The organism is Pantoea sp. ABR1s (assembly GCF_057812235.1).
This window is the reverse complement of the sequence record NZ_CM173823.1, coordinates 1,252,066-1,277,556: the sequence shown is the minus strand read 5'-3', so window position 1 is coordinate 1,277,556 and position 25,491 is coordinate 1,252,066. Positions and strand designations below refer to the sequence as shown.

At 54.5% G+C, this 25,491-nt stretch carries 21 protein-coding genes; 5 read left to right on the top strand and 16 right to left on the bottom strand.

The genetic code is table 11. The features are described 5' to 3' along the window. Window positions 1-11: 11 nt before the first annotated feature. The 8 genes from nuoH to lrhA form a co-directional block, all read right to left on the bottom strand. The gene (gene nuoH / locus ACXKZD_RS06020) at window positions 12-989 is read right to left on the bottom strand and encodes an NADH-quinone oxidoreductase subunit NuoH (RefSeq protein ID WP_003854240.1); all 978 of its coding nucleotides are present in this window, start codon (window positions 987-989) and stop codon (window positions 12-14) included. After that, a complete protein-coding gene (gene nuoG / locus ACXKZD_RS06015; RefSeq protein WP_022625073.1) occupies window positions 986-3,709 on the bottom strand; it encodes an NADH-quinone oxidoreductase subunit NuoG in 2,724 nt (907 codons plus the stop codon). Before nuoG ends, nuoH begins: the two co-directional genes overlap by 4 nt. Before the next feature lie 112 nt (window positions 3,710-3,821). Beyond that, the gene (gene nuoF, locus ACXKZD_RS06010; protein ID WP_029519446.1) at window positions 3,822-5,162 is read right to left on the bottom strand and encodes an NADH-quinone oxidoreductase subunit NuoF; all 1,341 of its coding nucleotides are present in this window, start codon (window positions 5,160-5,162) and stop codon (window positions 3,822-3,824) included. A 2-nt stretch (window positions 5,163-5,164) separates the two neighbouring features. Next, on the bottom strand, window positions 5,165-5,680 hold the full coding sequence (nuoE, locus tag ACXKZD_RS06005) for an NADH-quinone oxidoreductase subunit NuoE (RefSeq protein WP_010258066.1): 516 nt from the start codon (window positions 5,678-5,680) through the stop codon (window positions 5,165-5,167). A 2-nt stretch (window positions 5,681-5,682) separates the two neighbouring features. Then, window positions 5,683-7,482: an NADH-quinone oxidoreductase subunit C/D gene (nuoC, locus tag ACXKZD_RS06000; protein ID WP_187495768.1), complete on the bottom strand. Its 1,800-nt coding sequence runs from the start codon at window positions 7,480-7,482 to the stop codon at window positions 5,683-5,685. A 113-nt stretch (window positions 7,483-7,595) separates the two neighbouring features. After that, window positions 7,596-8,273: a NuoB/complex I 20 kDa subunit family protein gene (locus tag ACXKZD_RS05995; RefSeq protein WP_003854245.1), complete on the bottom strand. Its 678-nt coding sequence runs from the start codon at window positions 8,271-8,273 to the stop codon at window positions 7,596-7,598. A 15-nt stretch (window positions 8,274-8,288) separates the two neighbouring features. Then, the gene (locus tag ACXKZD_RS05990; RefSeq protein WP_010258058.1) at window positions 8,289-8,732 is read right to left on the bottom strand and encodes an NADH-quinone oxidoreductase subunit A; all 444 of its coding nucleotides are present in this window, start codon (window positions 8,730-8,732) and stop codon (window positions 8,289-8,291) included. A 640-nt stretch (window positions 8,733-9,372) separates the two neighbouring features. Continuing rightward, entirely contained in the window at window positions 9,373-10,296 is a 924-nt protein-coding gene (gene lrhA, locus ACXKZD_RS05985; RefSeq protein ID WP_010258055.1) for a transcriptional regulator LrhA, read from the bottom strand. A gap of 978 nt (window positions 10,297-11,274) precedes the next feature. On the opposite strand from lrhA, the gene ACXKZD_RS05980 reads away from it, so the two are divergent. Both ACXKZD_RS05980 and yfbR read left to right on the top strand, forming a co-directional pair. Further along, window positions 11,275-12,492 carry a pyridoxal phosphate-dependent aminotransferase gene (locus ACXKZD_RS05980; protein WP_010258051.1) on the top strand — a complete coding sequence of 406 codons (1,218 nt, stop codon included), beginning with the start codon at window positions 11,275-11,277 and terminating at the stop codon, window positions 12,490-12,492. Between the two features lie 75 nt (window positions 12,493-12,567). Continuing rightward, window positions 12,568-13,167 (top strand): 5'-deoxynucleotidase, encoded by a 600-nt coding sequence (gene yfbR / locus ACXKZD_RS05975; RefSeq protein WP_010258048.1) that lies wholly within the window; start codon window positions 12,568-12,570, stop codon window positions 13,165-13,167. 29 nt (window positions 13,168-13,196) lie between these two features. Here the strand turns inward: yfbR and ACXKZD_RS05970 are convergent, their stop codons facing one another. From ACXKZD_RS05970 to yfbV, 3 genes are all read right to left on the bottom strand, one after another. Next, window positions 13,197-13,856, bottom strand: a complete 660-nt coding sequence (locus tag ACXKZD_RS05970; RefSeq protein WP_010258046.1) for a sugar phosphatase — start codon at window positions 13,854-13,856, stop codon at window positions 13,197-13,199. A 13-nt stretch (window positions 13,857-13,869) separates the two neighbouring features. Further along, window positions 13,870-14,364 carry a YfbU family protein gene (locus ACXKZD_RS05965; protein ID WP_010671451.1) on the bottom strand — a complete coding sequence of 165 codons (495 nt, stop codon included), beginning with the start codon at window positions 14,362-14,364 and terminating at the stop codon, window positions 13,870-13,872. A gap of 145 nt (window positions 14,365-14,509) precedes the next feature. Then, window positions 14,510-14,962: a terminus macrodomain insulation protein YfbV gene (gene yfbV / locus ACXKZD_RS05960; protein ID WP_010258042.1), complete on the bottom strand. Its 453-nt coding sequence runs from the start codon at window positions 14,960-14,962 to the stop codon at window positions 14,510-14,512. A 337-nt stretch (window positions 14,963-15,299) separates the two neighbouring features. Here yfbV and ackA point away from each other — a divergent pair, with 337 nt between their 5' ends. Both ackA and pta read left to right on the top strand, forming a co-directional pair. Further along, complete coding sequence (ackA, locus tag ACXKZD_RS05955; protein WP_010258040.1) at window positions 15,300-16,502, top strand: acetate kinase; 1,203 nt, start codon at window positions 15,300-15,302, stop codon at window positions 16,500-16,502. Window positions 16,503-16,587: 85 nt separating this feature from the next. Beyond that, on the top strand, window positions 16,588-18,720 hold the full coding sequence (gene pta, locus ACXKZD_RS05950) for a phosphate acetyltransferase (protein WP_031292718.1): 2,133 nt from the start codon (window positions 16,588-16,590) through the stop codon (window positions 18,718-18,720). 108 nt (window positions 18,721-18,828) lie between these two features. On the opposite strand, the gene yfcD is transcribed toward pta, so the two are convergent. Together yfcD and yfcF are read right to left on the bottom strand one after the other, a co-directional pair. Continuing rightward, window positions 18,829-19,353 (bottom strand): NUDIX hydrolase YfcD, encoded by a 525-nt coding sequence (yfcD, locus tag ACXKZD_RS05945; RefSeq protein ID WP_010258035.1) that lies wholly within the window; start codon window positions 19,351-19,353, stop codon window positions 18,829-18,831. A 108-nt stretch (window positions 19,354-19,461) separates the two neighbouring features. Beyond that, a complete protein-coding gene (yfcF, locus tag ACXKZD_RS05940; protein WP_033767474.1) occupies window positions 19,462-20,103 on the bottom strand; it encodes a glutathione transferase in 642 nt (213 codons plus the stop codon). A gap of 182 nt (window positions 20,104-20,285) precedes the next feature. Between yfcF and ACXKZD_RS05935 the strand changes: the two genes are divergently transcribed. Beyond that, the gene (locus ACXKZD_RS05935) at window positions 20,286-21,182 is read left to right on the top strand and encodes a TIGR01777 family oxidoreductase (protein WP_010258028.1); all 897 of its coding nucleotides are present in this window, start codon (window positions 20,286-20,288) and stop codon (window positions 21,180-21,182) included. Between the two features lie 33 nt (window positions 21,183-21,215). On the opposite strand, the gene ACXKZD_RS05930 is transcribed toward ACXKZD_RS05935, so the two are convergent. Genes ACXKZD_RS05930 through dalD form a run of 3 tightly spaced genes read right to left on the bottom strand, consistent with a single transcriptional unit; the run spans window position 21,216 to window position 25,384 of the window. Next, entirely contained in the window at window positions 21,216-22,496 is a 1,281-nt protein-coding gene (locus tag ACXKZD_RS05930; RefSeq protein WP_010258025.1) for an MFS transporter, read from the bottom strand. A gap of 27 nt (window positions 22,497-22,523) precedes the next feature. After that, window positions 22,524-23,993: a xylulokinase gene (gene xylB / locus ACXKZD_RS05925; protein ID WP_033778732.1), complete on the bottom strand. Its 1,470-nt coding sequence runs from the start codon at window positions 23,991-23,993 to the stop codon at window positions 22,524-22,526. A 2-nt stretch (window positions 23,994-23,995) separates the two neighbouring features. Further along, window positions 23,996-25,384: a D-arabinitol 4-dehydrogenase gene (gene dalD / locus ACXKZD_RS05920; RefSeq protein ID WP_010258020.1), complete on the bottom strand. Its 1,389-nt coding sequence runs from the start codon at window positions 25,382-25,384 to the stop codon at window positions 23,996-23,998. Between the last annotated feature and the right edge of the window lie 107 nt (window positions 25,385-25,491).

Sequence of the window (25,491 nt, the reverse complement as noted above, 5' to 3'; positions counted from 1 at the left end):
TTGTTAACCCCTTACGGCGCTGTGTAGAGAATCACTGCGGCAGTCGCCAGCAGGTTCAACAGCGTCAACGGCAGACACACTTTCCAGCCGAATGACAGCACCTGGTCGTAGCGTGGGCGCGGAAGCGCAGCACGAATCAGGATGAACATCATCATAAAGAACGCCGTTTTCAGGGCGAACCAGATGAACGGCGGCAGGAATGGGCCGTGCCAGCCACCAAAGAACAGCGTCACAATCAGCGCTGAAACGGTGGTGATCGCCACATATTCGCCGACAAAGAACAGGCCGAACTTCATACCGGCATATTCGATGTGATAACCGTCCGCCAGTTCCTGCTCCGCTTCTGGCTGGTCAAACGGATGACGGTGACACACCGCCACGCCAGCAATACAGAAGGTCACGAAACCGAAGAACTGCGGAATGATGTTCCACAGGTGCGTCTGGCTGTTGACGATATCGTTCATATTGAACGAGCCCGCCTGCGCTACCACGCCCATCAGCGACAGACCCAGGAACACTTCGTAGCTCAGGGTCTGCGCCGAGGCGCGCATCGCACCCAGCAGCGAGTATTTGTTATTACTCGACCAGCCGGCAAACAGCACCGCGTAGACCGCAAGGCCCGCCATCATCAGGAAGAACAGCAGACCGATATTCAGGTCTGTCACCATCCAGGTTGGCGAAACCGGCACGATAGCAAAGGCCAGCAGCAGTGAAACAAAGGCGATAACCGGCGCAAGGGTAAAGATAAAGCGGTCGGTAAACGGCGGAACCCAGTCCTCTTTAAAGAACATTTTGATCATGTCCGCTACCAGCTGGAGCGAGCCGCCCCAGCCTACGCGGTTTGGTCCGTAACGGTTCTGGAACAGGCCGAGCAGACGACGCTCGGCGAAGCTCATGAACGCGCCGCAGGCCACAACCACCAGCAGAATCACGATGGCTTTAACAATGGCCAGCAGAATGTCGATAACGTCCGGTGTTAACCAGCTCATTGCGCCGCCTCCTGCAGAGTGTCGATTTTACCGTTCGCCAGGAATGGCGGAACGCCCGGCATGCCCAGCGGCAGACCAATCTGTCCCGCCTGCAGTGACGCCGAGAAACGGACCGGCAGACGCACTGTCTCACCGGCACAGATGAACTCAACCGCCGCGCCATTGTTGACGCCCAGCTTCGCTGCATCTTCCGGGTTAATCACCAGTGCAGGCGGTGCCATACGCTGCTGGAAGACCGGTGAACGCTGTGACATCTCTTCGCTACCAAACAGCTGGTAGAGAGGGGCCACGCGCCACTGCGCTTCACTGACGAATGCCGCCGGAACGTTGCTGAACCAGGGCAGACTGGCTGCGCTGGCTTCAAACAGCCGTACACCCGGATCGCCATTACGCAGTTTGCCGCCCACTTCAACCTGGAACTTGTTCCACGCCTGCGGTGAGTTCCAGCCCGGTGCCCAGGCAAACGGAATCTGCGAACGCGGTGCGCCTGGCTGGTTGTTCCCTTCCATTGAGAAGGCGAACATCGTGTCCTGATCCTGCGGCTGACGCGGTTCGTGCACGCTGATATTGGCGCGCGCCGCGGTACGGCCACTGGCACGGTGCGGTGAACGCGACAGTTTCTGTCCGCGAATACGGAAGCTGGCATCCGGTGCCGCATCCTTGATTCCGGCCAGCTGTGGCAGATGACTGACCACCGCATCGATCACGTGGTCCAGCTGCGTCCAGTCGACGTGACGGCTTTCCAGCGTGCTGTGCAGCGAATGCAGCCAGCGCCAGCTCTCCAGCATCACTACGTTGTTGTCATAGTAAGAAGGATCGTAAACCTGGAAGAAACGCTGTGCGCGGCCTTCATGGTTGATCGAGGTGCCATCACTTTCGGCGAAGCTGGCGGTTGATAACACCAGACCCGCTTTCTCCAGCGTCGCGGTGCGCTGATGATCAACCACAATCACGTTAGTGGTCTGGGCCAGCGCCGCATCAACCAGCGCTTTCGGTGCATGGCGATAGAGGTCATTTTCCAGTACCACCAGCGCATCGGCTTCACCGTTGCTCAGTTGCTCCAGCGCGCTCTCCAGAGGATTGCCGCCCATCAGGCCAAGACCCACGCTGTTGGCGTGTCCCGCCAGCAGCGTAATCCCGACGTCGGCACCGCGCGCTTTGAGCGCTTTGGCCACGTTGGCAGCCGCTTCGATCATCGCGCTGCTGCCGGAATGGGTCCCGGAAATAATTAACGGTTTTTTCGCGCCGGCCAGCGCCTGCACGATGACATCCATTTTGCCGTTCAGTTTGCTGTCGAAATCGGTCACCGCCGGGGCAGTTTCATCCAGCGCACTGGCGATAGCGAAACCGAGACGCGCCTGATCTTCAACCGGTGCGCGATAGCTCCATGCCGCGATATCATCCAGACGGGTTTCATCGACGTTAGTGATAAACAGCGGATGTTTCGCATTCTGACCGATGTTCAGGATCGCGGCGATCTGCCAGTCTGCCACTTTCTGAGCGGCAGCCATGTCGCGCGCTTTGCCTTTCACGGCCTGACGCACTGACAGCGCCACGCGTGCGCCAACCTGGGTCAGATCTTCGCCCAGCACCAGCACCGCATCGTAGCTTTCAATTTCACGCAGCGATGGCGTATAGATACCGCCCTCACGCAGAATTTTCAGCATCAGTTCAAGCCGGGCCTGCTCGCCCGCTGGCATGCCGGTAGAGAAGTTCTCTGCACCGACCAGTTCACGCAGCGCGAAGTTACTTTCGATGCTGGCGCGCGGCGAGCCGATACCGATCACTTTTTTCGCCTGACGCAGCAAATCTGCACCGGCATTGACCGCCTGCTCTGCGTTCAGCGTCACCCAGTCGTTGCCGCGCAGCAGCATCGGCTGGCGTGGGCGATCTTTACGGTTCACGTAGCCATAGCCAAAGCGGCCACGGTCACACAGGAAATAGTGATTTACGGTGCCGTTATAACGGTTTTCGATACGGCGTAACTCACCATAACGCTCACCCGGGCTGGTGTTACAGCCCACACTGCACTGCTGGCAGATGCTCGGCGCAAACTGCATATCCCATTTACGGTTATAGCGTTCGGAGTGCGTTTTATCGGTGAAGACGCCAGTCGGGCAGATTTCAACCAGGTTACCGGAGAATTCGCTCTCCAGCGTGCCATCTTCCGGACGACCGAAGTAGACGTTGTCGTGTGCGCCGTAGACACCCAGATCCTTGCCATCGGCATAATCTTTGTAGTAACGCACGCAGCGGTAACAGGCGATACAGCGGTTCATCTCATGGGAGATGAACGGGCCGAGATCCTGATTACGGTGGGTACGTTTGGTGAAGCGATAGCGGCGGAAGCTGTGGCCGGTCATTACTGTCATATCCTGCAGGTGACAGTTACCGCCCTCTTCACACACCGGACAGTCGTGCGGGTGGTTGGTCATCAGCCACTCCACCACGCTTTCGCGGAACTCTTTCGCTTCGCCATCATCGATGGAGATGAATGTGCCGTCAGAGGCCGGCGTCATGCAGGACATGACAAGACGGCCGCGGGTATCTTCGGCATTCTGGAATTGCTTTACCGCACACTGGCGGCAGGCCCCAACGCTTCCCAGCGCCGGATGCCAGCAAAAGTAAGGAATATCAAGGCCCAGAGAGAGACATGCCTGTAGCAGGTTGTCCGCTCCGTTCACATCATACTCTTTACCGTCTACATGAATTGTAGCCATAGTGACATGCTTCCGTAAGGCTCGTCAGAGACGAGCGTTAATCATATTCTTGCCCCGACGCACGACATTGTCGGGGCGGCGGCACCAGGCCTGTTCCGTGTTCTTCGGCGAATTACCAGCGCGCTTTCAGCAGGTTTGGCTGGATCCCGCCAATGGCGCGGGTATTGCCAAACACCTGCGGTGCCATGCCGGCTTCAAACTCTTCACGGAAATATTTAATCGCACTCTGCAGGGGCTCAACCGCACCCGGCGCATGCGCACAGAAGGTTTTACCCGGGCCAAGCTGACGGCAGAGTTGCAGTAAGGTTTCGATATCGCCTGGCTGACCCTGCTTCTGCTCCAGCGCGCGCAGAATTTTGACGCTCCACGGCAGGCCATCGCGACACGGTGTACACCAGCCGCACGACTCACGGGCAAAGAACTCTTCCAGGTTACGCACCAGCGAGACCATGTTGATCTCGTGATCGACCGCCATCGCCAGCGCCGTACCCAGACGACTGCCCGCTTTGCCGATGCTGGCAAACTCCATGGGCAGATCCAGGTGCTGGTCGGTCAGGAAGTCAGTCCCTGCCCCGCCGGGCTGCCAGGCTTTGAACTTCAGTCCGTCACGCATACCGCCCGCATAATCTTCAAGGATTTCACGTGCGGTGATACCGAATGGCAGCTCCCAGACGCCGGGATTTTTAACCCGTCCGGAGAAGCCCATCATTTTGGTACCGGCATCTTCGCTTTTAGAGATGTTTTTGTACCACTCCACGCCGTTGGCCAGAATCGCCGGAACGTTGGAGAGGGTTTCCACGTTGTTCACGCAGGTCGGTTTGCCCCACGCGCCCGCACTCGCCGGGAATGGCGGTTTCGAACGCGGATTGGCACGACGGCCTTCCAGTGAGTTAATCAGTGCCGTCTCTTCGCCGCAGATATAACGACCTGCGCCGGTGTGGACAATCAACTCAAAGTCAAAGCCGGTACCGAGAATATTTTTACCGATATAGCCCGCTTCCGTCGCTTCAGCAATCGCACGACGCAGATGCACCGCGGCTTCAATGTATTCGCCACGTAAGAAGATATAGCCACGGTAAGCCTTCAGCGCAAAGGCGCTGATCAGCATTCCTTCCACCAGCTGGTGAGGCATCTGCTCCATCAGCAGGCGGTCTTTATAGGTGCCCGGCTCCATCTCATCGGCGTTACACAGCAGGTAACGGATATTCATCGACTCATCTTTCGGCATCAGGCTCCACTTCAGCCCGGTGGAGAAGCCCGCACCGCCGCGCCCTTTCAGGCCTGAATCTTTGACTGCCGCAACGATTTCATCCTGCGACATGCTTTTCAGCGCTTTTTCCGCACCGGCATAGCCGTTTTTACTGCGATATTCGTCAAGCCAGACAGGTTGCTTGTCGTCACGCATCCGCCAGGTCAGCGGATGCGTTTCTGCAGTGCGAATGATCTGTTTAATTGTCATTGATACTGCTCCAGCAAACCAGGGATGCCTTCCGGCGTCAGATGCACATGCGTGTCTTCATCCACCATCATCGTTGGCCCCTTATCGCAGTTACCCAGACAGCAGGTTGGCAGCAGTGTAAAGCGGCCATCGGCAGTGGTCTGACCCGGTTTGATATTCAGTTGCTGTTCCAGTGCTGACTGGATGCCCTGATAACCGGTGATATGACAGACCACGCTGTCACAGTAACGGATCACATGACGGCCAACCGGCTGACGGAAGATCTGGCTGTAAAATGTTGCCACACCTTCAACATCACTCGCCGGGATACCCAGTACCTCGGCAATCGCATTGATGGCGCCGTCCGGCACCCATCCGCGCTGTTTCTGCACGATCTTCAGCGCTTCAATGGAGGCTGCACGCGCATCTTCGTAGTGGTGTTTTTCGTGCTCAATGGCGTGATGCTCTTCCGCGCTCAGCACGAAGACCTCGTTAGGGTCGATCGTTTTAATGGCAATGTGTTGATCGTGCATAATTAGCGGTCCACGTCTGACATAACAAAATCGATACTACCCAGATATACGATCAGGTCGGATACCAGGCTGCCACGGATTACTGAAGGAATCTGCTGCAGATGCGGGAAGCTCGGCGTACGCACGCGGGTGCGGTAGCTCATGGTGCTGCCATCGCTGGTCAGGTAGTAGCTGTTGATCCCTTTCGTCGCTTCAATCATCTGGAACGACTCATTGGCTGGCATCACCGGCCCCCACGAAACCTGCAGGAAGTGCGTGATCAGCGTTTCAATGTGCTGCAGCGTGCGCTCTTTCGGTGGCGGCGTGGTCAGCGGATGATCCGCTTTAAACGGACCCTCTGGCATGTTGTTGAGACACTGCTCAAGAATGCGCAGCGACTGCCACATCTCTTCCATTTTCAGCATGACGCGGCTGTAAGCATCGCTGATGCCGTCGCCGACCGGGATTTCAAAATCGAAGTTTTCGTAGCCGGAGTAGGGACGCCATTTACGTACGTCAAAGTCGAGACCGGTAGCACGCAGACCGGCACCGGTAGTGCCCCACGCCAGCGCCTCTTCCATGTTGTAAGCAGCAACGCCTTTGGAACGGCCAACCAGTACGCTGTTGCGCAGTGCCGCTTTGTCATACTCTTTAAGACGTTTTGGCATCCAGTCGAGGAAGTCACGCAGCAGACGTTCCCAGCCTCGCGGCAGGTCATGCGCGACACCACCGATGCGGAACCACGCCGGGTGCATACGGAAACCGGTAATCGCCTCAACCACGTCATAGATTTTCTGACGGTCGGTAAAGGCAAAGAACACCGGCGTCATGGCCCCGACGTCCTGAATAAAGGTGGAGATATAAAGCAGGTGGCTGTTGATGCGGAACAGCTCAGAGAGCATCACGCGGATCACATTAACGCGATCGGGCACCACGATACCGGCCAGTTTCTCCACCGCCAGTACGTACGGCATTTCGTTTACGCAGCCGCCGAGGTACTCGATGCGGTCAGTGTAAGGAATGTAGCTGTGCCACGACTGACGCTCGCCCATCTTTTCGGCACCACGATGGTGATAGCCGATGTCAGGCACGCAGTCGACAATCTCTTCACCATCCAGCTGCAGAATGATGCGGAATGCCCCGTGCGCCGACGGGTGGTTAGGCCCGAGGTTCAGGAACATGAAGTCTTCGTTGGTGGTGCTGCGCTTCATGCCCCAGTCTTCAGGCTTAAAGGTCAGCGCTTCCATCTCCAGATCTTCTTTCTGTTTGGTCAGCGTAAACGGATCGAATTCGGTGGCGCGCGCCGGGTAATCTTTACGCAGCGGATGGCCTTCCCAGGTCGACGGCATCATGATGCGCGTCAGATGCGGGTGACCATCAAAGGTGATACCAAACATCTCCCAGGTTTCACGCTCATACCAGTTGGCATTCGGGAAAAGGCGGGTGATGGTCGGCAGATGCATATCGTTTTCAGAGAGTGCCACCTTGAGCATGATGTCGCGGTTGCGTTCAATCGACAGCAGGTGGTAGAAAACGGAAAAATCCGCCGCAGGCAGGCCTGCACGGTGGGTACGTAAACGCTCATCCACGCCATGCAGGTCATACAGCATGACGTAAGGTTTGGGTAATTTACGCAGGAACTCGATAATTTCCAGTATCTGTTCACGCTTCACCCACACCACCGGAATACCGGTACGGGTTGGCTGAACAGTGAAGGCATCCGGCCCAAAACGGTTACGCAACTCGCCGATCACCGGGTCATCAAGGTGATCACGGGTTTGCCATGAAGGCTGAGCGAGATCTTGCGTGGTCAAATCTGTCATACGTTACTCACCATTCCGGCCTGGTCTCAGGCACTCAAATGAAGGCGTCAGGATGGGGCCATGCATTAAATTGTGATGTTCTGCTGCAGGCGCTGTTTTCCATCCATACGGTTTTAAACTTCGTCCGGGCTGCGCAGGTTTGTGACTGCAATGCGCTCGCCGCGTTTTCTTTCACGCTCAGATGGCATGTTGGCGCGATAAACGCCCTGATCGCCAACCACCCATGAGAGCGGACGGCGCTCTTTGCCGATCGACTCCTGCAACAGCAGCAGTGCCTGCATATACGCTTCAGGACGTGGCGGACATCCAGGAATATAAACATCGACCGGCAGGAATTTATCGACACCCTGCACCACGGAATAGATGTCATACATGCCGCCAGAGTTAGCGCAGGCACCCATGGAGATCACCCATTTGGGTTCCAGCATCTGATCGTACAAACGCTGAATAACCGGGGCCATTTTGGTGAACGGCGTACCGGCAATGACCATGAAATCGGCCTGACGTGGCGAAGCGCGCATAACTTCGGCGCCAAAACGTGCCACGTCGTGGACCGCGGTGAACGATGTTGTCATCTCAACGTAACAACAGGACAGGCCAAAGTTATAAGGCCAGAGGGAGTTTTTACGTCCCCAGTTCACCATGTCATGCAGGGCATTTTCGAGTTTGCCCATATAAACGCTGCGATGAACGTGCTGCTCCAGCGGATCGCTGACGATTTCCTGCTTTTGCAGAGGATAACGGTCGTTCTCACCACCGTTCGGGTCTATGCGGGTGAGCGTATAGTCCATCTTATTGCCTCTCTTTTACTGCTTATGAGGATTGGTGTGGCTGACCGTAGTGGTTTTGACCACCACGCGACGGCGAGCTGGAGCCCAGTCCAGTGCGCCAATGCGTACCAGATAGACCAGACCCGCCAGGAGCACCAAAATGAAAATTGCGGCTTCCACAAAGCCGATCCAACCGCTTTCACGGATTGAAGTCGCCCATGCGTATAAAAAGAGGGCTTCGACGTCGAAGATGACGAAAAACATCGCAACCAGATAAAATTTCGCCGACAGGCGGATATGGGTATCACCAACGGATTCAATGCCCGATTCGAATGGCGTGTCTTTGTAGCGGGCGCGCGCTCTGCCGCCAAGCAGCCATCCTCCGGTCAGCATGAAAGCACACAGGCCAAAGGCAATAACGATAAATACGATAAACGCCCAGTGCTGAGCGATGATTTCGGTGGTAGTTGACATACTCATTGCTTACTCATCAAAAGTGGCGCTGGCATCCTGCACGCGTTTCCCGCAGCAAACTGACCACATCGATTCAAGGGAAGGATAAAAACCTTTCAAATGTCGCTGTTATTACGTAATAAGCAGCTATTTTATGGGGTTTTTTACTCCTTTCTATAACCTTTTGTCAACTTTGACAAAAGTATCCAAACATTATTTCACACCTGCATCATATTATTAACAAATGATGCCCCGCTTTCCAGCTAAATCGCTTCAGTCTGTAGGGTTAATTTTAGTGTAGCGGGTATTCACATGCATGGATCGTGCATTTAACAAACATATTTTGACAGGTATCACTGAATTTTCCCTCCCCTTTCCAGGGCTATTTTTTTGATCCAGAACACACTTTTGCCCTTTATGCGTTAATTTTCCCCACCTGAAACGGTGATTCGGAACAAAGCGTTCGGTTTTTTGGTCTGGAAATTTCAATTCAGTAGGTGGTGAAATTTTTTTAGTCGGGTCTGAAGAGGCAGATGAGTCAGTAAGGGACATCGGGCGGGGTTCAGGCATAAAAAAAGCCTCTCGTTCTTTTCAGGGAAGGAGAGGCTTATTTATAAGCGTTTATTAAGGCAATCACGCAGGTATTGAGTACAACACGTTAGCGAAATTACTCTTCGTCATCCAGCAACAGTGAACCGTCGGGATTATTGCTCAGGTTATAAGGATCATTGGTGGACTGCATGGCATTGAAGATGGCCAGCGCCAGCTCATTATCGCTGTCAGGATTACGGCACAGCAGATATTGCGTATCCGGCAGTACCGGCAGTCCTTCAGCTGCACCCATAACACGCAGTTCCGGGCTCATCATCTCGACCGGACGTGCCGTCACGCCCAGTCCCGCTTTCACCGCAGCGCGTACTGCAGCCAGTGTGGAAGCGACATAAGAGATACGCCACGGGATGCCCGCTTCGTTGAGATGATCGATTGCCATATCACGATAAGGACTTGGCTCATCCAGCAACACCAATGGAATGGCTTCGCCACGCTGGAAGATATAATCCGCTGCGCAGTACCACAAGGTAGGTGAAGTACGCAGTACCTGATAGGTAAAATTGCCCGGGCTGGAAGTCGTCACAACCAGGTCCACTTCACCCTGATTGAGCATTTCCATCATAAACGGATTACGTTTAACCCGCACATCGATTGCCAGTTTCGGATAAACCGAGGTCACCCGGTTTAGCAGGAACGGCAGAATAGTGTCAGAGGTGTCATCAGAGGCGCCAATAGTCAGCACGCCCTGAATGTTGCTGTACATCAGAGATGTGCAGGCTTCGTCGTTAAAACGAAGAATTTTTCTCGCATAGCCTAAAAGCTGGATACCGTGCTCTGTCAGAAGCTTATTACGTCCATGTCTGGCAAACAGCTCTTTACCTACCAATTGTTCCAGACGTTGCATCTGCTGACTGACTGCTGACTGGGTTCTGCAGACCGCTGCAGCGGCTGCTGCAAAGGTATTCAAATCCGCAACGGCAACGAAGGTTCTCAGCAGATCGAGGTCGAGATTCAGTATCGGACGATTTGCATTAGTCATGTTTTTTCTTCACTTATAAGATTTTTACGAACTACTACCCTGGTGTTATCACAAGCTTATCAAAGTGATAAGCAGTAATGGTGCTCAATGACAGTCCTGTGTGAAGACTGACACAAAAAAAGTTTATGTGGATCCTGCACTGTTTACTCCCCTGAAAGGGCCATAGCGCTATTCAAGCCATAGTACTATTCAAGACAGATACAACTTCTGAACCGATGGCGCTGGGTGCGCAAATGCAGGAAGCTGCGTAGTTGTCTTATTCCCACCAGAAAGAATCGTGTGGGATAGAAAGCGCACTTTACGGGCTATCAAAGCGAAGCGGCAAAGTGCACTAAATAATAAATTATACTTAATCATTTTTGACTTCAAAATGGAAATGATTTTGTGAAAAGCGCTGTAAATTTTGTGCTAAAGGCATTTCCAGACCCTTATGCCACATTATTGATCACTTTTTAAGCCTTCAGCGTTCTGAAATTTAGTGAGGAAGTGTTAAGTACGGCTCACAATCCTGCAATAAAGGTGCCATATGAAGCTCGGCTTTTGGCACTTTTCCGGCGAACACAAGGCCTTAAACGCGCCACTCTTAAGCAGCGTTAAGGCGTAATCTTCAGGCACGTTATAAAATCGTCCATAATTTGAACATTTATAAAATATCCTTTAACTATTTCTCTAAGTGTATATTTCAGGTGCAAAGAAAAGTTCCATTTCAATAACTTCCAGATAGCGTTCATGATGCTAAAGCCATATGTCGGTTCAGCAGCGCTTTGGACAAGTTAAAATCCTGCATTAATACCAATTTATGGTTTTATTAACCAGTTTACGCGACAACAAATATTTTTTACGCTGCGCACCGGGCAAAAAGTTGTTGAACCCGCCAAAACGGGGCGGCACCCTTCTTTTGTGACTGTCAGGAGAGTACATTGTGCTGGTTGGATTTCTGTGGCAGCCAAAAGGATTCTGCCCATTAAGGCGGTAACAATGACTTTTCAAATTGATAAATCCGGAAAACTCGATAACGTCTGCTATGACATCCGTGGCCCGGTACTGAAAGAGGCTAAGCGCCTCGAAGAAGAAGGTAACAAAGTACTGAAGCTGAACATCGGCAATCCGGCGCCGTTTGGTTTTGAAGCACCGGATGAGATACTGGTCGATGTTATTCGTAACCTTCCCAGCTCTCAGGGCTATTGTGACTCCAAGGGTCTCTATTCCGCCCGTAAAGCGATCATGCAGCACTACCAGGCGCGCGACATGCGCGATGTCACCGTAGAAGATATCTACATTGGCAACGGTGTTTCAGAACTCATCGTGCAGGCGATGCAGGCGTTACTGAACAGCGGCGACGAAATGCTGGTGCCGGCACCCGACTATCCGTTATGGACGGCTGCGGTTTCCCTCTCCAGCGGTAAAGCAGTGCACTATCTTTGTGACGAATCAGCAGGCTGGTTCCCTGACCTCGATGATATCCGCAGCAAGATAACGCCTCGTACCCGCGGCATCGTGATTATCAACCCGAATAACCCCACTGGCGCGGTCTACAGCAAAGAGCTGCTGTTAGAGGTGGTTGAAATTGCGCGTCAGCATAACCTGATTATTTTCGCCGATGAGATCTACGACAAGATCCTCTATGACGATGCACAGCATCACTGCATCGCAGCGCTGGCACCCGATCTGCTGACTGTTACCTTTAATGGCCTTTCTAAAACCTATCGCGTTGCCGGTTTCCGTCAGGGCTGGATGGTACTGAACGGGCCAAAGAAACATGCTAAAGGCTATATAGAAGGACTGGAGATGCTCGCCTCGATGCGCCTGTGTGCCAACGTACCGGCACAGCATGCGATTCAGACGGCGCTGGGCGGCTACCAGAGCATTAGCGAATTTATCATGCCGGGTGGTCGTCTCTACGAGCAGCGGCAGCGCGCCTGGGAGTTGATTAATGATATCCCAGGCGTCAGCTGTGTGAAGCCGCAGGGCGCGCTTTATATGTTCCCGAAAATCGATGCCAAAAAATTCAACATTTTCGACGATCAGAAGATGGTGCTGGATTTTCTGTTACAGGAGAAGGTGCTACTGGTTCAGGGCAGTGCCTTTAACTGGCCATGGCCCGATCACCTGCGCATTGTTACGCTGCCTCGTGTGGATGATCTTGAGATGGCGATCAATAAATTTGGCCGCTTCCTGCAAGGCTATCGTCAATAATCAGGCCCGCGTATACTGACGCTATTTGGGGAGAGCCAGAGCCTGTCTCTCCCCCGCCAGCCAACAGGAACGCTCATGACACAAAGTCACTTCTTTGCTCATCTCTCCCGTCTTAAGCTGATCAATCGCTGGCCGCTGATGCGCAATGTGCGCACCGAAAATGTCTCCGAACACAGTCTGCAGGTCGCTATGGTGGCGCATGCCCTGGCCGTGATCAAAAACCTTAAATTCAACGGGTCGCTTAATGCCGATCACATTGCCATGCTGGCGCTTTACCACGATGCCAGTGAAGTGCTCACCGGCGATTTACCGACTCCGGTAAAGTATTACAACGCGCAGATCGCCCACGAATACAAGAAAATCGAGAAGATTGCTCAGCAGAAGCTGATTGAGATGCTGCCTGAAGAGTTTCAGGCGATCTATCGCCCGTTGATCGATGAGCATCTGCACAGCGAAGAGGAGCAGGCGGTTGTGAAACAGGCGGATGCGCTCTGTGCATATGTAAAATGTCTTGAGGAGTTGTCTGCCGGGAACAACGAATTTTTACTGGCCAAAGCGCGGCTGGAAAAGACCCTGGCACTTCGGCGTTCACCGGAGATGGATTACTTCGTTGAGGTGTTTATTCCGAGCTTCAGCCTGTCACTGGATGAAATCTCGCAGGATACGCCACTCTAAGCCCGGCGGTCTGGCCGCCGGGCCAGCCCTTAAGCCTGCTGACGGAAGGTAAAGCTGCCGTCAGACTCGCGGGTTATCACCAGTGACGCCAGTGAGTCGAGCTGAAGCGCTACCTCATCCAGCCGGGGTGTCTCCGCCGGCGCATTGATGGCAATCACCGCACAGCCAGCATTCAGGCCGGATAAGATTCCGGCAGGTGCATCTTCTGCAACCACGCACGATGTCGCCGCTAATCCCAGCTTCTCCGCGCCAAGCAGGTAGGGATCGGGCTCCGGTTTGCCCTTAGCCACCTGTTCAGCGGTAATAAACACGGCAGGCTTCGGTAAGCCTGCGGCTTTATGACGTGCATGTGCGACCGGCACTGAACCGGAAGTGACAATCGCCCAGGGAATCTGCAGTTCGTTCAGCCGGTTCAGCAACGCGTTGGCCCCTGGCAGCGCCTGCACACCGTCGGTGTCCGCCGCTTCAGCCTGCTCCAGCGCAACAAACTCTGCCTGAATAGCCTCTTCCGACTGGCCTGCCATGAAATGACGCAGAGAGGTGATCGCCTGTTTGCCATGAATGAAATCCAGAATCTCATCAGCCGCGATGCCATGACGGGCACCCCACTGGCTCCAGGCTCGTTCAACCGCTGGCAGTGAATCCACCAGCGTGCCGTCTAAATCAAATAGAAAACCTCTGTAGGTCACGCGCTACTCCTCATCAGGCATTAATCACTTGCGCAATTTCGTTTGCACTTAAATGGTACTGGCGCGGACAAGTCTGCCACAAAGCTAACATCCGTTGATACTTTTCCCACATCGGGGTCTGCGCATTAAAACCATGGGTGCCGGAATCGAAGTGGGTATAACGCCCTTCTGTATTGACCATAAAACGGACATAACCCAGCAGGCGCGCTTCCGTTGCCGCATCGAAGCCCAGAAAGGCCAGACGCCGCTCTTCAAGCTCACCTTTCTCTTTAAGGTTCGACCAGGAGACGTGGAGAGCGTGATGCATTTCCATAATATCGATCACCGTCCGGCAGATCGCTTCGCTGAGTTCGCCAAACTCTTTGTCCAGCTCCCGCATCTGCAGCGCATAACCGCGTTCGATGATGGTCTGGTAACGACGAAAACGCTCCGCATTTTCCGGCTCAAGCATGGCCATCATTTTGTACTGATTAGTGAGAATCAAACGCTGCGCATGGGTCATTTCCATCATTTACTCCCGGTCAGAGACCGCTCAGTTAATCGACAATGGAGAAATCATTGCACAGCGTTAGCGACACGGAAATCGCCGTATCACCATTCTTTGATTTGGCCGCAGGTTAGCGGTAAATATTTTACCGCCAGCCCGGGATAGGTCAGAGATCGTCGAGGAAAGTGCGGTCGAGTTGTTTGAACGCCCGCTTTAGCAGATCGGCCAGCGCCTGATAGGTCGGCTTGCCTTCTACTGGCGCTGTCGCCTGCCCCGCTTCTTCCAGCCGGGCACGAACTTCATGAAACCAGTTAAGCAGCGTCGGCGGCAGCGGCGTTACAGAACGCTTTCCCAGCCACCATAATCCCTGCATCGGCAGGGTACAGGCAAACAGCGCGGTCGCCACGGCCGGGCCTAACTGACCGCCCATCGCGATCTGCCAGGTCAGCGTAAAAATCGCCAAAGGGGGCATAAAGCGAATAGCAAAACGCGTTGCCGATGAAACACGGTTTTCCGGGAACATGGGTGCCAGGCGCTTATCAGCCGGCCAGGTCTTCATATAGTGTTGGCCGCGCTGAAACATCCGAAACCAATTGGTACTGCCAGATTCATTCGCCATGGCTCACCTCAACTAATGCTGTAAAAATTAAAAAATAGTTATAACTACACAACTTTACGTGACATCCTTCAATTATTTTTGTCTTTAAAGGTGACTCCAGCTATTCTGACGCCGTTTTACCCCCTTTCCGGAAGCGGATTGCGCTTTTGGGAAGAGGCCTGAGCCAGGTTCAGACAAGGCAATCTTCAAATTTTCGCGTAAGATTGCCGAAATTTTTTGCGGAAATGCAGAATTCTGTCTACCGCATGATGTTTGTCATTAATCTACCAGCTTTCATGGGCTACGCTGTTAGTCTGATTGCGTTTTATTTAGCCACTCTCAAAAAATAGGTACTTCCATGTCGAGTAAGTTAGTTCTGGTTCTGAACTGTGGCAGCTCTTCCCTTAAGTTTGCCATCCTCAACCCTGCCAGCGGTGAAGAATTCCTGTCTGGCCTGGCGGAATGTTTCCACCTTCCTGAAGCCCGCATCAAATGGAAGCTGGAAGGCGAAAAACAGGAAGCGCCTCTGGGTGCTGGCGCAGCGCATAGTGAAGCGCTGAACTTTATCGTTAAAACCATTCTGGCACAAAAACCTGAGCTTTCGGCACAAATTGCTGCAATCGGCCATCGTATCGTTCATGGCGGCGAGAAGCTGACTCAGTCAGTCATCATCACTGAAGAAGTGGTACAGGGCATCAAAGACGCCTCTTCTTTTGCACCGCTGCACAATCCGGCTCATCTGATCGGTATTGATGAAGCGATGAAAAACTTCCCGCACCTGTCAGATAAGAATGTCGCGGTATTTGACACCGCTTTCCATCAGACAATGCCGGAAGAGTCTTATCTCTATGCGCTGCCGTACAAATTGTATAAAGAGCATGGCGTTCGTCGCTATGGCGCGCATGGTACCAGCCACTTCTATGTGACCCATGAAGCGGCCAAAATGCTCAACAAGCCGCTTGAGTCACTGAATATTATTACCTGCCACCTCGGTAACGGCGGTTCTGTCTCTGCCATTCGCAACGGCGAGTGTGTGGACACCTCAATGGGCCTGACCCCACTGGAAGGCCTGGTGATGGGTACCCGCAGTGGCGACATCGACCCGGCAATTATCTTCTTCCTGCACGATACGCTGGGTATGAGCGTCGATGCCATCAATAAACTGCTGACCAAAGAGTCTGGCCTGTTAGGTCTGACTGAAGTCACCAGCGACTGCCGCTACGTGGAAGATAACTACACCACCAAAGAAGATGCGAAGCGCGCAATGGATGTCTTCTGTCATCGCCTGGCGAAATATATCGGCAGCTACACTGCGCTGATGGATGGCCGCCTGGACGCCGTGGTATTTACTGGCGGCATCGGTGAAAACGCCGCGATGGTTCGTGAACTCTCACTGAAAAAACTGGCACTGCTGGGCTTTGACGTCGATCACGATCGCAACCTGGCGGCCCGTTTCGGCAAGTCTGGTTACATCAATAAAGAAGGCACCCGCCCGGCGCTGGTGATCCCGACCAACGAAGAGCTGGTCATCGCCCAGGACGCCGCGCGTCTGACTGCGTAAACACTTCTCTCCGTCAGCTCAGGCTGACGGAGTTGTTTTTGACACCCTGCCATTACTGAGAGGTTCAAACGTGTCACGTACAATTATGCTCATTCCGACCGGCACCAGCGTCGGCCTGACCAGCGTCAGCCTCGGCGTTATCCGCGCCATGGAGCGCAAAGGCGTTCGACTTAGCGTCTTTAAGCCGATTGCTCAGCCGCGTACCGGCGGCGATACGCCGGATCAAACCACCACTATTATCCGTAAGAACTCTTCGATTCCTGCCGCTGAACCGCTGCAGATGTCACGTGTTGAATCACTGCTGGGATCGAACCAGCAGGATGTGCTGATGGAAGAGATCATCTCCCGTTACCATGCCAACACGCAGAATGCGGAAGTAGTGCTGGTTGAAGGTCTGGTCCCTACCCGTAAGCATCAGTTCGCCAACGCGCTGAACTATGAAATCGCGAAAACCCTGAATGCGGAAATCGTCTTCGTGATGGCGCTGGGCAATGACTCTCCGGCACAGCTGAAAGAGCGCATTGAACTGACGCAGAGCAGCTTCGGCGGTCAGAAGAATAAAAATATCACTGGCGTGATCATCAATAAACTCAACGCGCCGGTCGATGATCAGGGGCGTACCCGCCCTGATCTGTCAGAAATTTTTGATGACTCGTCAAAAGCCAGCATCGCCAATATCGATCCTAAGCAGCTGTTCTCAGACAGCCCGCTGCCGGTGCTGGGCTGCGTGCCGTGGAGCTTTGATCTGATCGCCACCCGCGCAATCGATATGTGCCGCCACCTGGATGCGCGCATCATCAACGAAGGTGAGATTCAGACCCGCCGGGTTAAATCGGTCACCTTCTGCGCCCGTAGTATCCCGCACATGCTGGAGCATTTCCGTCCAGGCTCACTGCTGGTGACTTCCGCAGACCGCCCGGATGTACTGGTCGCCGCCTGTCTGGCCGCCATGAACGGCATTGAGATTGGCGCTATCCTGCTGACCGGTAATTACGAGATTGACGATCGCATCGCGCGCCTCTGTGACCGTGCCTTCCAGACCGGCCTGCCGGTGTTTATGGTGAAAACCAATACCTGGCAGACCTCTCTGAGCCTGCAGAGCTTTAATCTTGAAGTGCCCGCTGACGATACGCAGCGCATCGAGAAAGTGCAGGAATATGTTGCCAGCTACATTAATGCTGACTGGATTGAGTCACTGACCGCCACGTCAGAGCGCAGCCGTCGCCTGTCGCCACCGGCCTTCCGCTATCAGCTGACTGAGCTGGCGCGCAAAGCGGGCAAACGCGTCGTGCTGCCAGAGGGTGATGAGCCGCGTACGGTTAAAGCGGCCGCTATCTGTGCTGAACGCGGTATCGCCACCTGCGTACTGTTAGGCAACCCGGATGAGATTCAGCGTGTTGCTGCGGCTCAGGGTGTCGAACTGGGCAAAGGGGTTGAGATTGTTGATCCGGAACAGGTGCGTGAAAACTACGTGCCGCGTCTGGTTGAGCTGCGTAAGAGCAAAGGGATGACCGAAGTGGTCGCCCAGGAACAACTGGAAGATAACGTGGTGCTGGGCACCATGATGCTGGAGAGCGGCGAAGTGGATGGCCTGGTTTCAGGTGCGGTTCACACCACCGCCAACACCATTCGTCCGCCTCTGCAGCTGATCAAAACTGCGCCTAACAGCTCACTGGTTTCATCGGTGTTCTTTATGCTGCTGCCGGAGCAGGTGCTGGTTTACGGTGACTGCGCGATTAACCCGGATCCCACCGCTGAGCAGCTGGCTGAGATCGCTATTCAGTCAGCCGACTCTGCTAAAGCCTTTGGAATCGATCCACGTGTTGCGATGATCTCCTACTCTACCGGCACGTCAGGTGCAGGCAGCGACGTTGAAAAAGTGCGTGAAGCAACGCGTATCGCGCAGGAAAAACGTCCTGATCTGGTTATTGATGGTCCGCTGCAGTATGACGCCGCGATCATGGAAGATGTGGCGAAGTCGAAAGCGCCAGATTCACAGGTTGCCGGTCGCGCCACCGTCTTTATCTTCCCGGATCTGAACACCGGTAACACCACGTATAAAGCGGTACAGCGTTCAGCCGATCTGATCTCAATCGGGCCGATGCTGCAGGGTATGCGTAAGCCGGTTAACGACCTGTCGCGCGGTGCGCTGGTTGATGACATCGTCTATACCATCGCCTTAACCGCCATTCAGTCTCAGCAGGCTGAACAAGGCTAAGTGTCAGGTAAGAACGAAAAAGGCATGCCCAGGGCATGCCTTTTTTTCGCCGGTAACAGAGCCGGAGGCTTTAATGCGGATCGCTGAGACGCGTTAAAGCGCCCGTTTTCAGGCCCGGTTATCGCCGTTACGGCTCATCCACAGAGAGAGCGCTTTAAGCGAATCGTCAGTGAACTCATCACAACGTGCGGTGATCTCATCGGGCGTCATCCAGATAATCTCATCGACTTCCGATTCCTGCATGGCGAATGGCCCGTGTGACACACAACTGAACAGTCCGCCCCAGACGCGACAGTGCTGATCTTCGAAGTAGAATTTGCCATGCTCAGCAAACGGCACCGCGGCAATCCCTAACTCCTCTTCCGCTTCACGTCGCGCAGACTCCAGCATATCTTCACCGCTCTGCACCACGCCGCCTGCGGTTGCATCCAGTTTGCCCGGCATAAAATCTTTTATCTCAGTACGACGCTGCACCAGAATCTTGCCCATACCGTCATGAACCACAATATAGGTAGCGCGGTGACGCAGGCACTCAGCGCGCATCTGCGCACGTGTTGCCTGAGCAACAACTTCATTCTCTTCGTTTACGATATCGACCCACTCGATGCCGTCACCCGCAGTTTGATCCACCATCCGTAACCCTTTCCTGTTTGGCGTACACTTGGGTACGCAGTTTGCCACGTCTTTATTTTTATGTGGCGTAAGGTAATCACTTCCGGCAGCCTGAGCAAGCCCTGGCTGTTACCGATTTTTACCACTTTCTGCTAACCACAGCTGTACTGAGGCTCGCTGCCACTGAAACTCAGCATAATCCCGCAGACGCGCGGGCAAAGGATCGCCATGCAATACCAGCCGGTTAAGCATCACCGCCAGATCGGTATCCGCAATTGACCACTCGCCAAACAGGTTCTGTTGCCCGTCCGGTAGCAGGCGATCGACGGCCATAACCAGTTTATCCACCGCCTGCTGCGCTGATGCGGTCAGCGGCGCAAAGCGCTCACCGGCAAACAGCACTTCTGTGGGACGCTCCTGACGTATCCACAGGAAGTCACTGCGCAGCCAGGCCTGGATCTCTCTGGCGCGGGCACGCTTCTCGCGGTCGCGGGGATAGAGGCGCTCAAATTCGGGCGCCGCAAAGCGCTCTTCAAGATATTCGGTAATCGCCGAGGATTCGCTTAACAGGAACGCATCAATCTGCAGGGTCGGGACCCGGCAGGTCAGCGACAGCTCGCGGTAAGCCGCGGCGTATTGCTGATTCTGCGACAAATCGACGCGCTTCAGCTGGAAAGGGATCCCTTTTTCGGTAAGAGCAACATAGGCCGACATGGCGTAAGGACTGAAAAATGATGAATCTGACCACAGGGTGATGGACGGATAATTCATCGGTTACCTCAATTGGCTGTCAGGGTTGCATCATGTTTACCGATTTTTATTTGGGAAGGCAACGCTGAGCTGATCCGATCTCTGCCTCCGGAATAAGAAAGCGCGACGCGACTCACGATAGAGTGGCTCGACTCTTCTATGCTGAAAGATGCAAATAACAAAAACATCAAGGGAGCCGCAACATGCACATTCTTATTACCGGTGGCACGGGACTGATTGGCCGTCACCTGATTCCGCGCCTGCAACAGCTGGGGCATCAGATCAGTGTGGTGACGCGTGACGTGGTCAGCGCACGTGAAAAACTGGGCGAAGAGGTCGCGCTCTGGTCAGGGCTGGCGCAACAGTCGAACCTGGATACGATCGATGCGGTCATTAATCTGGCGGGAGAACCTATTGCCGACAAACGCTGGACGGAGCCGCATAAACAGCAGCTGTGTGAAAGCCGCTGGCAGATAACCGAGCAGATCGTCTCACTGATCAACGCCAGCGCCACACCACCGTCCGTGTTGATCTCAGGTTCGGCAACCGGCTTTTATGGCAACACCGGCGATCTGGTACTGACTGAAGAGGATCAGGGTCAGGATGAGTTTACTCATCAGCTCTGCGCCCGCTGGGAGCAGCTGGCGCTCGCGGCTGAAAGCGAACGCACCCGCGTCTGCCTGCTGCGAACCGGCGTGGTGCTGGCGTCTGAGGGCGGCGCACTCAGCAAAATGAAGCTGCCCTTTAAACTCGGCATCGGCGGGCCGATTGGCAGTGGTAAACAGTACATGCCGTGGATTCACATTGATGACATGCTAAACGCCATTATCTGGCTGCTGGAGCATGACGATCTGCGGGGTCCGTTCAATATGGTCGCTCCCTACGCGGTGCGTAACGAGCAGTTTGCCGCCACGCTGGGCCGGGTGATGCATCGTCCGGCCTTTATGCGCACGCCTGCCAGCGCCATTAAACTGATGATGGGCGAATCGTCGGTGCTGGTGCTGGGAGGACAGCATGTGCTGCCAAAACGGCTGGAAGCCTCAGGCTTTGGTTTCCGCTGGTACGATTTGCAGGAGGCGTTGCAGGATGTCGCAGGATAAACATACGGCGGCCCTGGGCCGCCGTATGTTTCGTTAGTTACGCTGCTCTGCTACACGCGACTTCACTACCTTCTCTTCACGCGTATGCCCCGGTTGTGGCACACGAATAATAAAGGTCAGCACGCCAGCGAACACGTATAGCCCGGTATAGGCCCATACCACACCGACAATGTCGAAGAATGGCAGCATGACTGAGGCGATAGCCGGTGCCACAAAGTTACTGAGTCCTGCGGAGAGGTTGTAAATAGAGACCGCAGCGCCTTTATGATGCGGTTCCAGCGTGGGAAATACAGCGGTCATCGGTACAAACGCGGCGACAAAAATGCCCAGCATTACCGCAGGGATTAATGCGACCCAGAAGTTATGACCCGCATACAGCGGCAGATAATAAAAGGTCAGGCTGGAGATGGCCATCCCCAGGCAACCAAACCAGCGCACCTGACGGATCCAGCCCAGCTTCTCTCCCGTGAGGCCCCAGAAGATATTCGTAAATATAGTGACAAAGAAGAACACCGCCCAGATTTGTAGCCATTCAGAGATGGTAAAGCCGAGACGATCGACAAACAGCAGTGGCATGATAATGGCGAAACCAAACAGCGACAGCGTGTTGATGATGCGAATCAGGCAGGCATAAAACACATTCTGATTGGTGAACAGGATGGTCACGGCACGCGCCATCTCTGTCATCTTGTCACGCATCGGCAAATTCACACGAGAGCGATCCACCGGTACCTTGCGCAGGCTGAAGTATGCGAGGATCCCACCACATGCCACCCAGATAATAGCCAGCCACAGCGTCCCCGTTTCCCCCAGCATCGGAATGGTGAGACTTGGCAGATAGCTGCCAATCACCCCGATGCCGACAGAATACATCGCCCAGAACCAGCCGGTCGCCGCCGCCAGTTTTTCGCGCGGTAAGACCTGCACCAGCATCATCATGAAAGAGTAGATAAACAGCGGATAAGCCAGCCCGCGAATGCCGTAGAACAGCACCATCAGCGGATAGTTGCGCAGGCCAAGCCCCAGCGACATAAACAGCGTATGCATCACGATCCATAACACAAAGCCAATCATCATCGCGCGCTGCGGTGTGATCAACTCGGCTACCACGCCAGATGCCCAGGCCGCCAGGGCTGCCGCTAAGCCATAGAAGGTGAATACGACTGCAGACTGCGCGGGCGTAAAGCCCATATCGGTGATATGGCGCGACAGAAACGCCATTTCAAAGCCATCACCCGCCATAAAGATTGCGATAGCGAGGAAACCCCAGAACATCTTTTTCGGTAAGCCAAACCAGTATTCGTTCGATTGCATCACAATTACCTTCTGTCTGGTTATTCGTTATGCAGGCAGCAAACTGCGCACCTGTTGTTGCTGGACGTAGAGTTCCCGGAACAGACATAGCCGCTTTTGCAGCACGGCACCGCGCGTCTCGTCCGGTTGGTAGCACGCCTGCACAGCCGGCTTCAGACACACCTCATGCTCAAGGCCGCCATCAGCCAGCCACGCTAAACGTGCAGCACCCAGCGCGCCAGATGCGCTGGCGGGATGGGTAACAATGGGCAGTTGCAGCACATCGGCAATCAATTGAGCCCACAATGTGCTACGTGCGCCACCACCGGTCAGGCTGCACTGCTGAATGTGATGCCTGGCATCGCCGAGCACACTCAACCCATCAGCCAGCCCAAATGCCACGCCTTCAACCACCGCATAGCCCAGCAAGGCGCGCGGGGTTTCATGGCGCAGATTGAAGAAAGAACCGGATGCGTCAGGATCGTTATGTGGTGTGCGTTCACCAGACAGATAGGGCAGGAAAACCGGGGCGCTACGCACTTGCTCATCACTGAGCTGGACCATCTCCTCCATCAGCTGGCTTTCACTGACCGACAGCAGATTGCACAACCAGCGCAGACAACTGGCGGCGCTAAGCATCACACTCATCTGGTGCCAGCGGCCCGGTAACGCATGGCAAAAGGCGTGCACCCCGCATTGAGGGTCAGCCCGTAAGCGGTCGTTTACGACAAAAATCACACCGGAGGTACCCAATGAGATAAACGCATCACCGGGATTCACCGCCCCCACACCGACTGCCGATGCGGCATTGTCACCGCCGCCTCCCGCGACAGTAACCGCAGTAGATAAACCCCACTCGCTCGCCAGCGTCGGCTGCAGGCGTCCACTTATGGCACTGCCTTCTACCAGTTCAGGCATTTGGGCACGCTTCAGTCCGGTGATGGCCAGCAGTTCTTCCGACCAGTCACGCCGGGAGACATCGAGCCACAGCGTTCCGGCAGCATCCGAAGGCTCACTGACAAAGCGCCCGGTAAGACGCCAGCGCAGGTAATCTTTCGGCAGCAGGACCTTATCGATGCGGCTGAAAATTTCTGGCTCATTTTCCGCGACCCAGTGCAGTTTCGGCAAAGTGAAGCCGGGCATAATCATATTGCCGCTAATTTCCATTATCCGGGGATTGCTCTTCCGTAGCCTTTCACACTGCGGTGCACTGCGCGTGTCGTTCCAGAGGATACACGGACGCAGCACCTTCCCCCCGGCATCCAGCAACACGGCCCCGTGCATCTGTCCCGATAATCCAATAGCGCGAATCGCGGCCCATGCCAGAGGAAACTGATGACGTAATCCCGCCAGAACCTCGCTGCAGGCTTGCCACCAGCATTCAGGATCCTGTTCAGCCCAGTGGGGATGGGGACGCTGCACGCTCAGCGTGGCGTGCTGAGCCGCCACAATCTCACCGTGCGTATTAATGATCAGCGCTTTAAGCTCTGAGGTACCAATATCAATGCCGAGATACATAATTACACCGCCGCCAGTTCAGGCTGTTTCAGCCACTGCTGCAAACTCGCAACACGGCGGGTGACTAATTCATGAAACGCCTTATCAGATGCCAGTTCCGCAAACAGCGCGCTATCACTCAGGTATGCATGGAGCGGATCGGCGCTGGCGAACTGCTTACGCAGCGTATCGACCTGTAGCGCACCGTCCTGATAGCAATAGGGTAAATTGTCATCGGCCCATCGCTGCATAAACAGGAAGAACAGTGCCGGAATCACCGCCGTTGCGGTGGGCTGCGCACCGCGCTGGTAGCACTGTTGCAGGGTTGGCGTCACCATGCCGGGAATTTTGGATAAACCATCGGCACCGACGCGCTGATTGGTATCTTTAATGTAAGGATTACTGAAGCGGGCCAGCACCACGTCACGATAATCCGCTAAATCAAGCGGGCTGGGAGACAGAGAAGGAATGACATCCTGGGTCACATAGTCGTGAGCCAGTTGATAAATCGCCGGATGGCTGGTGCTCTCATCGATATAGTTCAGACCAATCAGTGTGCCCGCCCAGGCAATCGCAGCATGTGTCGCATTGAGGATGCGAATTTTCGCCTCTTCCCACGGCAGTACCGATTCCACCAGTTCAACACCGACCTTTTCCAGCGCCGGGCGCCCGGCAATAAAATCATCCTCAATGACCCACTGAATAAAAGATTCGGCCATTACTGCTGCGCCATCCTGTTTGCCGGTCGCCGCCTGCACGCGTTCTGCCACCTCCGGAGTAGGACGGGGTGTAATGCGATCAACCATGGTATTCGGTGAGCGGGTTTGCGTGCGCACCCAGTCGGCCAGCGCGGTATCGCCTTTGGCCGTAAGAAACGCCAGGAAGGCGTCACGGAAACGCTCACCATTGTGCCGCAGATTGTCGCAGTTCAGCAGCGTAACCGGCGGACCGCCTTGCGCAACACGCTGTGTCAGAATATGGCTGAGTGCGCCGTAGAGGGTGCGGATATCGCCACCCAGATCGGCCTTCACATCTGCCTGATTGAGATCCAGGGTAAACGCGGGCGTCAGGTAGTAACCCGCTTCGGTCACGGTAAAGCTAATCACACGTGTTTCCGCGCTGGCCCCCTGCTCGATCAACGCACTGATATCACTGTCCCAGGGCAAAATTTTGCGCAGCGAAGTGATGGTTTCGTAGTCGCGCTTACCTGCAGGCGTCACGGTTTCCAGCACATATTCTCCCTGCTGCGCCGCGAGCTGATTGAGCAGCGGCACTGCGTCATTACGGATATTGCCGAGCGCGATGCTCCAGCTTTCATCACCCTGCTCACGCAGTTTATGCAGATACCACGCCTGATGTGCACGATGAAAAGATCCCGCGCCGATGTGCATCCACACTGATTGGTTGTTCATAATCGCCTCATTTAAACATTTGCCACACCTAAGGGCATTTGCCCGATGACCTGTAGCATAGTGCCTATTACGAAGATCCTTCTGCGAGCTGAGTCACAAATAATATT

What these genes read in the sequence shown, in the direction of transcription:
- ACXKZD_RS05980 (WP_010258051.1), top strand. Translation starts at nt 11,275, where the DNA reads ATGACTTTTCAAATTGATAAATCCGGAAAACTCGATAACGTCTGCTAT.
- yfbR (WP_010258048.1), top strand. Translation starts at nt 12,568, where the DNA reads ATGACACAAAGTCACTTCTTTGCTCATCTCTCCCGTCTTAAGCTGATC.
- ACXKZD_RS05930 (WP_010258025.1), bottom strand. Translation starts at nt 22,496, where the DNA reads ATGCAATCGAACGAATACTGGTTTGGCTTACCGAAAAAGATGTTCTGG.
- nuoE (WP_010258066.1), bottom strand. Translation starts at nt 5,680, where the DNA reads ATGCACGATCAACACATTGCCATTAAAACGATCGACCCTAACGAGGTC.
- ACXKZD_RS05995 (WP_003854245.1), bottom strand. Translation starts at nt 8,273, where the DNA reads ATGGACTATACGCTCACCCGCATAGACCCGAACGGTGGTGAGAACGAC.
- yfbV (WP_010258042.1), bottom strand. Translation starts at nt 14,962, where the DNA reads ATGGCGAATGAATCTGGCAGTACCAATTGGTTTCGGATGTTTCAGCGC.
- nuoC (WP_187495768.1), bottom strand. Translation starts at nt 7,482, where the DNA reads ATGACAGATTTGACCACGCAAGATCTCGCTCAGCCTTCATGGCAAACC.
- dalD (WP_010258020.1), bottom strand. Translation starts at nt 25,384, where the DNA reads ATGAACAACCAATCAGTGTGGATGCACATCGGCGCGGGATCTTTTCAT.
- ackA (WP_010258040.1), top strand. Translation starts at nt 15,300, where the DNA reads ATGTCGAGTAAGTTAGTTCTGGTTCTGAACTGTGGCAGCTCTTCCCTT.
- lrhA (WP_010258055.1), bottom strand. Translation starts at nt 10,296, where the DNA reads ATGACTAATGCAAATCGTCCGATACTGAATCTCGACCTCGATCTGCTG.
- xylB (WP_033778732.1), bottom strand. Translation starts at nt 23,993, where the DNA reads ATGTATCTCGGCATTGATATTGGTACCTCAGAGCTTAAAGCGCTGATC.
- ACXKZD_RS05990 (WP_010258058.1), bottom strand. Translation starts at nt 8,732, where the DNA reads ATGAGTATGTCAACTACCACCGAAATCATCGCTCAGCACTGGGCGTTT.
- nuoH (WP_003854240.1), bottom strand. Translation starts at nt 989, where the DNA reads ATGAGCTGGTTAACACCGGACGTTATCGACATTCTGCTGGCCATTGTT.
- nuoG (WP_022625073.1), bottom strand. Translation starts at nt 3,709, where the DNA reads ATGGCTACAATTCATGTAGACGGTAAAGAGTATGATGTGAACGGAGCG.
- yfcF (WP_033767474.1), bottom strand. Translation starts at nt 20,103, where the DNA reads ATGAATTATCCGTCCATCACCCTGTGGTCAGATTCATCATTTTTCAGT.
- yfcD (WP_010258035.1), bottom strand. Translation starts at nt 19,353, where the DNA reads ATGGTGGATCAAACTGCGGGTGACGGCATCGAGTGGGTCGATATCGTA.
- pta (WP_031292718.1), top strand. Translation starts at nt 16,588, where the DNA reads ATGCTCATTCCGACCGGCACCAGCGTCGGCCTGACCAGCGTCAGCCTC.
- ACXKZD_RS05935 (WP_010258028.1), top strand. Translation starts at nt 20,286, where the DNA reads ATGCACATTCTTATTACCGGTGGCACGGGACTGATTGGCCGTCACCTG.
- ACXKZD_RS05965 (WP_010671451.1), bottom strand. Translation starts at nt 14,364, where the DNA reads ATGGAAATGACCCATGCGCAGCGTTTGATTCTCACTAATCAGTACAAA.